8 protein-coding genes are annotated in these 6990 nt (G+C 74.1%); 5 read left to right on the top strand and 3 right to left on the bottom strand.

The window, feature by feature from the left end; translation table 11 throughout:
- Positions 1-371 precede the first annotated feature (371 nt).
- Positions 372-1241, top strand: coding sequence for a DUF1684 domain-containing protein (locus ACZ4XX_RS00140; protein WP_468505719.1), 870 nt, complete (start codon positions 372-374; stop codon positions 1239-1241).
- Between the two features lie 167 nt (positions 1242-1408).
- Here the strand turns inward: ACZ4XX_RS00140 and ACZ4XX_RS00135 are convergent, their stop codons facing one another.
- On the bottom strand, positions 1409-1537 hold the full coding sequence (locus ACZ4XX_RS00135; protein ID WP_468505718.1) for a hypothetical protein: 129 nt from the start codon (positions 1535-1537) through the stop codon (positions 1409-1411).
- 85 nt (positions 1538-1622) lie between these two features.
- Here ACZ4XX_RS00135 and ACZ4XX_RS00130 point away from each other — a divergent pair, with 85 nt between their 5' ends.
- The 4 genes from ACZ4XX_RS00130 to ACZ4XX_RS00115 all read left to right on the top strand — a co-directional run bounded on the left by ACZ4XX_RS00130 (position 1623) and on the right by ACZ4XX_RS00115 (position 5058).
- The gene (locus tag ACZ4XX_RS00130; protein ID WP_468505717.1) at positions 1623-2099 is read left to right on the top strand and encodes a hypothetical protein; all 477 of its coding nucleotides are present in this window, start codon (positions 1623-1625) and stop codon (positions 2097-2099) included.
- A 79-nt stretch (positions 2100-2178) separates the two neighbouring features.
- The gene (locus ACZ4XX_RS00125; RefSeq protein ID WP_468505716.1) at positions 2179-2760 is read left to right on the top strand and encodes an RNA polymerase sigma factor; all 582 of its coding nucleotides are present in this window, start codon (positions 2179-2181) and stop codon (positions 2758-2760) included.
- A gap of 4 nt (positions 2761-2764) precedes the next feature.
- Complete coding sequence (locus ACZ4XX_RS00120; protein ID WP_468505715.1) at positions 2765-3529, top strand: hypothetical protein; 765 nt, start codon at positions 2765-2767, stop codon at positions 3527-3529.
- Positions 3530-3846: 317 nt separating this feature from the next.
- The gene (locus ACZ4XX_RS00115; RefSeq protein WP_468505922.1) at positions 3847-5058 is read left to right on the top strand and encodes an MFS transporter; all 1212 of its coding nucleotides are present in this window, start codon (positions 3847-3849) and stop codon (positions 5056-5058) included.
- A gap of 94 nt (positions 5059-5152) precedes the next feature.
- Here the strand turns inward: ACZ4XX_RS00115 and ACZ4XX_RS00110 are convergent, their stop codons facing one another.
- Together ACZ4XX_RS00110 and ACZ4XX_RS00105 are read right to left on the bottom strand one after the other, a co-directional pair.
- Positions 5153-5545: a hypothetical protein gene (locus tag ACZ4XX_RS00110; protein WP_468505714.1), complete on the bottom strand. Its 393-nt coding sequence runs from the start codon at positions 5543-5545 to the stop codon at positions 5153-5155.
- 132 nt (positions 5546-5677) lie between these two features.
- The coding region (locus tag ACZ4XX_RS00105; protein WP_468505713.1) for an RICIN domain-containing protein at positions 5678-6990 on the bottom strand (1313 nt) is incomplete at its 5' end.

Below are 6990 nucleotides of genomic sequence, written 5' to 3'. Positions count from 1 at the left end.
TGGGAGATGGGTGACTCCCCCCCCCGCTCCCGCCCCCCCCCCCCCCCCCCCCCCCCCCCCCCCCCCGCCCCCCCCCCCACCCCCCCCCCCCCCCCCCCCCCCCCCACGGCAGTTGTGCTTTGCTGGCCGTATGACTCCGCTCGTGACGCGCCGACACGTGGACTACGTGCGCGTCACGACCACGTCCTGTTCCGGCTGACCCCGAGGCCCTCGTCCCGGCAGCCGGCCGTCGCCCGCGCGACCACCGTGCCCCCGTCACACCCCTGAGCGTCACCCTCCGACGGCCCTTCGGGCCCCGTCGGCACGGGCGGGCGCGAGCGGCCTCCCGGTGCAAGCCCGCACATGACGCGCAGACGACATCAGGAGGACCCATGACCACCCGCGACATCCCCGTTCCCACGACCGTGGCCGGCGTCGACGCCGCCCCCGCCCCCGACGTGAAGGCCTTCACCGCGGAGTGGGAGGAGTGGCACCGCGACAAGGACGCCCGGCTCGCCGCCGAGCACGGCTTCCTCGCCATCACCGGCCTGCACTGGCTCACCGACGAACCGCAGCGGGTCCTCGACGCCCCCGGACTCTGGTCGACCGGACCCGACAGCGTCACCGTCGCACTCGACGAGGGGACCGAACTCGTCGTCGACGGCACGGCCGTCCGCGGACGGTACGACTTCGGTGTCATCCCGGAGCGCGGCGGCGTCGACGCCGTCTGGGGGGACACCGTGATCGAGGTCGCCAAGCGCGGCGGCCACCACATCGTCCGGCCGAGGCGTCCCGGCCACCCGCTGCGCGTCGCGTTCGCCGGGACACCCGCGTACGCGCCCGATCCGCGCTGGGTCGTCACCGGCCGGTACGTCCCCTTCGCCGAGCCGCGGCCGACCACCGTCGGCGCCTCCGTCGAGGGGCTCCGGCACGTCTACGACGCCCCGGGCAGCATCACCTTCCGCCTCGACGGCCGGGAACTGAGCCTGACCGCCTTCAACGGATACACCCCCGGCGGTTTCACGGTGCTCTTCACCGACGCGACCTCGGGCGTCACCACGTACGCGGCCAACCGCAGCCTGCGGATCGACGCGCCCGGCCCCGAGGGCGAGGTCGTGCTCGACTTCAACCGCGCCACCAACCTCCCCTGCGCGTACACGGACTTCGCGACCTGCCCGCTGCCGCCGGCCGAGAACCGGCTGCCCGTCGCGGTCGAGGCCGGGGAGAAGATCCCGCACGAGCGCGGCCCGGTCACCCCGTAGGCGACGGGCCGGGCAGCTCAGGACCGGCCGGCAGGGTGAGGGCCGCCACCGCGAGCGCGGTGACGGCGGGCGGCAGGGCCGTACGCACGTCGGGGGCGAACAGAGGGGAGTGGTTGGGCGGGAGCCGGCCCGCGGAGGCCGCCCACTGGCGGGGCCCGCGGTGCCGGTCATCCGTAGACGAGGGGGACGTCCGTCTCGCCGTGGAGCGCGGCGCCCGCGCCGCCGTACGGCGGGAAGTCCTCCGATGCCGTCGCGTCGACCGGCGGGCACCCTCGACGGTGTGTGAGCAGCGTCACGCGCGCCCTGCGTGATGTTTCCGGACCGGCGTCCGCTTGATCATCCGGCGAGACACGCCGCTTCGAAGGGGAAGGGTGATCACGTATGGACCGCGAAAACCTGACGCTGTCCGCGGCCGACATGGGGCGTCACGCAGCAGCGTTCGTGGGGCGTGCCACCGCCAGGGCTCGGCTTCCGCTGGACTACACCGCGGCGAGCCTGCGCGTCGTCGACCGGCTCGTCGACGGACTCCGGCAGGGCGGCGCCGGACGGGAGGACATGGCCGGGCCGCTGATCGGCATCGGCGCCTACGTCGGCGAGGTGCTCGTACGAGAGGCGGGCGCGGTCTGGGTCGACATCCCCCCGGAGCACCTGCTCCGGTCCGTCTTCGCCCACCCCGTCGGGTCGCGGATGCCGGACGGCCGGCTGTGGAATCCGCTCGGCCGGACCGTGAACCGCTTCGAGATCGGACCGCAGGAGTCCCTCGAGACCTACTTCCTCACCCTGCACGGGCGGCGGCCACCCCGTACCCGCAGACGGCCCGTCCCGGCGCCGGACGGTCTGGCGGCGGGCATGTGCTGACGGTCTGACAGGATGACTTCCTTCCGGTACGCCGTGGCGACCGGAGGTTCGTGGACGTACCGGTGGTGAAGAGGATCGTGTGGACGAGGGGACGGGGCACGCGCCCACCACGCCACGCGATCCCGAACTCGGCTCGGCCGTCGCGCGGGCGCAGGAGGGCGACGAGGAGGCCTTCGCGTACGCGTACCGGACCGTCTACCCGGGGCTCCTCGGCTACCTGAGGGGCATCGTCGGCGAGGACGCCGAGGACGTGGCCTCCGAGGCCTGGCTGGAGATCGCCCGCGACCTCGGCCGGTTCCGCGGCGACGGCGTGGGCTTCCGCGGCTGGACCGCGACCATAGCCCGCCACCGGGCACTCGACCACCTGCGGAGAGCCCGCTCCCGTCCCCGGCCGGCCCTGCTCGAACCGGACGTGCTCGAACTGCCCGCCGCCGCCGACACGGCGGGGGACGCCCTGGAGACCCTCTCCACGGAGCAGGCCCTCGCGCTGGTCATGGGCCTGCCGCGGGAGCAGGCCGAAGCCGTGCTGCTCCGGGTCGTCGTCGGCCTCGACGGGCCGACCGCCGCCCGGGTTCTGGGCAAACGCCCCGGTGCGGTACGGTCCGCCGCACACCGCGGATTGAAGCGGCTGGCGCGGGAACTCAGGGGAACAGGGAGGTGATGGGATGCCCGACGAGCATCGGTACGAAGGTCTGGAGCGGACTCTGCGATCCGCGCTGCGCGGCGACCGGGAGGCGACGGCCACTGCCGCCACGGACGGGCTCGTGACGGGCGGCGGCGTCGCCGCGGGCGGAACGACCGGGCCGGCGGTACGTGAGGCGGAAGCGAGCGCCCGAGCCGCCTTCCGGGCCGCGCGTGACGCCGGCCTGCACGTCCCCGGCCGAGTGCGCCGGGCACGGCGCCGCGACGACTGGACTCCCGGCGCCGCGCGGCGACTTCGCCGGCGTTCCCTGAGAGCGGCCCTCGCCGCGGCCCTCGCGAGTGTGACGCTGGGCGGAGTGGCCATCGCCGCCGTGGACCTGCCCAGTCCCTTCGCGGACGAACCGACGCACGTCCCCACGACACCCCTCGCCACGCCGGGCGGGACCACCGCCCCGGCGGCCGGCGCGACGACCCTGCCCGGTGTCACGTCCGCACCCCTGTCCCTGAGCCCGGCCACGCGGCCGGCGCCGCATCCGGACGGGCGAAGGGGCGGGGAGCACGGGGAGAGGAACGGATCGGACAACGGAGTCGGGAACGGCCCGAAGAGCGGCCCGAGGGAGGGACAGGGGAACGGACACGCCTACGGCCGCGAGGGCGGACACGGGAGCGCACCGGAGAAGGGCCCGAAGCCCGCATCGAGCCGTGCGTCGAGCCACGCGCCCAGCCACGTACCGACCGACGCGCCGACGAAGGGGCCGAGGAACGACCCGGGCCGAGAAAGGCCCTGACGTTCCGGCGCCCCTTGCCCGGATGCCCCGGTGAGCAGCTGCCCGGATGCCCCTGGTACGCGGCTCCCCGGATGCCGCTCACGCCGCGCGGACGCGGCTCCGGCGGTGGTGGGCGATCCCGAGGGCGATGCTCCGCCGCGCGGCGGAGGCGCGGTCCTCCCGCACGCACCGCCGTGCGCGGGCCTCGTCGACCGGGTGACGTCGACGCGATTGCCGCAGTTCGCGCCCCTGGGTCGGCGGTCGGCGGGGATACGGTCCGCTGCATGGAAGGTGACAGGGGCGTGGAACACGATCGTGGGGTGCAGGGCGATCGTGGCATGGAGGGTGACCCCGGGGTACGGGGCGACCGCCGGGGCTGGCTGCGCTGTCTGCTGGCCGGAGCCGTGTTCGTCGTATGCATGGCCGGCACCACGCTGCCCACCCCGCTCTACCCCCTCTACCAGGAGAAGTTCGGGTTCTCCGAGCTGACGGTGACCGTCGTCTACGCCGTGTACGCCTTCGGGGTCATCGGCGTACTCCTCCTGGCGGGCAATGCCTCGGACACCGTCGGCAGACGCCCGACCCTGCTCTGCGGTCTGGGCTTCGCGGCGGCGAGCGCCGTGTGTTTCCTGCTCGCCGACGCCCTGGGCTGGCTGTACGCGGGCCGGCTCCTCTGCGGTCTGTCGGCCGGTCTCTTCACCGGCGCCGCCACCGCCTACGTCATGGAGCTCGCCCCGCGCGGCGGAGGATCCCGGGCGACGCTCGTGGCCACGGCCGCCAACATGGGAGGGCTCGGCTGCGGGCCGCTGCTCGCCGGACTCCTCGCGGAGTACGCCCCCGACCCCCTGGTCCTGCCGTTCGCCGTGCACCTCGGCCTGGTGGCGGTCTCGGTCGGCGTCCTGCTGTGGCTCCCCGAGACCGTACGGGAACGGCGAGGTCCGGCCGCCGTCCGGCCGCAGCGGCCCGCGCTGCCGCCGCAGGTGCGGGCCGTGTTCGTGCCGGCGGCGATCGCCTCGTTCGTGGGGTTCGCCCTCTTCGGGGTGTTCACCTCGGTGAGTCCCGCGTTCCTCGCCCGATACCTGCACGTCGACAACCACGCCGTCAGCGGCCTGGTCGTGGCCCTCGCCTTCTTCGCCTCCACCGCAGGGCAACTGGCCGTCGACCGCGTCGGGGTGACGCGCTCGCTGCCCCTGGGCTGCGTGGTGCTCTTCGGAGGTCTCGTCCTCCTCGGGGCGGCCCTGTACACGGACCTTCTGGCGCTGGTCGTCCTGTCCGCCGTGGTCGGCGGTGTGGGCCAGGGTCTCGCGTTCCGCGCGGCCCTGGCCTCCGTCGCCGCCGCGGCGCCGCCGGACCGCCGAGCGGCGGTGATCTCGACCCTGTTCGTGGTCGCGTACACCGGCATCTCGATCCCGGTCATCGGCGTGGGACTGCTGGCCGACCCGCTCGGCCTGGAGGGGGCGGGGCTGGTCTTCATCGCCTGCATGCTGGTGCTCGTCGCCTCCGCCGCCGCGTACCTGATCCGGCGCCCGGTGCCGGCGAAGGGACCATGACCGGCCACCCGCCGACGAACGAGCGTGTCGGACGGCGCCGAGCGAGGGTGTCGGTCGGGCCCGGTCGAGGTGTCGGTCGGGCCCGACCGAGGTGTCAGACGGCGACGAAGACGTCCCCCGCCGTGTCGCGGAGGACGAACCCGTTGTCGAGCCGGACGCGGACCCGCACCGGGATCACCGCCTCCTGGTAGGCGATCCACGCCGGTTCCAGGCCGGCGACCTGCTCCTCCAGCTGCGCCCTGCTCCCCGGTGGCATCTGGTGGCCGAAGTCGTCGAGGAGCGACTTGAGCCGTGCGTACTCCTGGACCTCCTTGCTCTCCCGGCGGTCGTCGGCCACCTCTTCGACGGTGCCCTCGGTACCCGCCGCCAGGGCCAGGAAGCCCACGACGGCGGCCGGCTCCGTCGGGGATTCCTCGGCCAGGGCGACCTGACCGGTCAGGGCGAGTTCCACCGCCAGCTGTACGCGCCGGCCCACTTTCAGCGTCATCGGTCCTTCGTCTCTCCGCTCGGCCGGGCCACGACCACGTACGTCCGAGGAACGGCCCGGGGTGCCATTCTCCCGGGCCGCTCCGGTGCCGACGGACAAGGGGGCCCGCCGCCCCACCGCGCGCCGGCGGTATCAGCAGGCGGGAGGTGTCGTGCCGTCCACCGCGATGCGCAGGTCCGCGCCCTGGGGGCCCACCGAGCACACCGTGACGGCCGTGTCGGCGTCCTCGTCCACCAGCGTCCTGCCCGCGGCCAGCGGCGCGTCGTCGGTGGTCGACGTGCCCGGGGTGGCGTCCACGAGCCGGTTCCTCACGGTGCCGCCCGCGGTCACGATACGGACGATCACCCCATTGACCAGGGGGTCGGTCGCGACGTAGTCGTCGTAGGGCGGGGTGGCGCGCCGGTACTCCAGTGACACGAAGCTCCCGTCGGGGCGGGCCGTCCGGTACTCCTGGATGCCGCTCTCTCCCAGCACGCCCAGCTGGTAGCTCCCGGTGGCGGTGACGCGCGGCACCTGGGAGTCCGGCACCCAGCCGGCGAACTGCCGGTAGTCGACCGGGTAGAGGTGCATGCCGCCGCCGCCCATGGTGTCGGTCGGGTCGTCGCCTCCGGAGACCGTGCACGCGCCGTTCACGGTCGTGACGCTGCCCGTGGCCGGGCAGCCCTTGAGGGTGTCGGAGTGCTGGAAGCCCGAGGAGTGGCCGAACTCATGGGTCCACATCCACGTCTTGTGCCCCACGCCGTTGGAGAGGATCCAGTTGCCGGGCACGGCGGCGAGTCCCTCCCAGGCACACGCCGAGTGGCGGGAGATGTCGACGAAGAGGTAGTCGTACGTGTCCGGCTCGACGCCCCGCGCCCGCGCGGCGGCCCGGGCGGCGCTCAGGATCGCCGCCGACTCGCAGCCGGCCGGTCGCGCCCCGAGGTCCACGCCGGTCAGCATGTCGCCGGTGAGCGAGAGCAGCCCGCCGGAGACCTCCTGGAGATACGTCTTGAGGGACGGCGTACCGGCCCCGAGGGTCGCCTGCTCGACGGGCGCGGGATCGACCGGTGCGACGTCGTTCCAGTGGGTGGCCATCACCAGCGCCCGTTTCTGGCCGGTCACCGGACGGGTCGGCCAGCCCGTCGCGAAGGCGGCGGCGTTCCAGAGCCGCATGGAGGTGTATTCGCCGGCGGCGGGGGTGCAGGAGCCGGCCTGGACGGTGTCGTTGCCGCTGAAGGTGCGCAGGCAGTCGCCGAGGGCGGCGTCGGTGCGGTACCTGTTCTTGAGGAGGACGTATCCGTTGCCCTGGTCGACGGCCTTCCACAGGCGCATGGAGGTGTATTCGCCGGCGGCGGGGGTGCAGGAGCCGACCTGGACGGTGTCGTTGCCGCTGAAGGTGCGCAGGCAGTCGCCGAGGGCGGCGTCGGTGCGGTACCTGTTCTTGAGGAGGACGTATCCGTTGCCCT

The organism is Streptomyces sp. NPDC029956, from assembly GCF_055574655.1.
The sequence above is the reverse complement of the archived record's forward strand: the minus strand, read 5'-3'. Positions and strand labels throughout refer to the sequence as shown.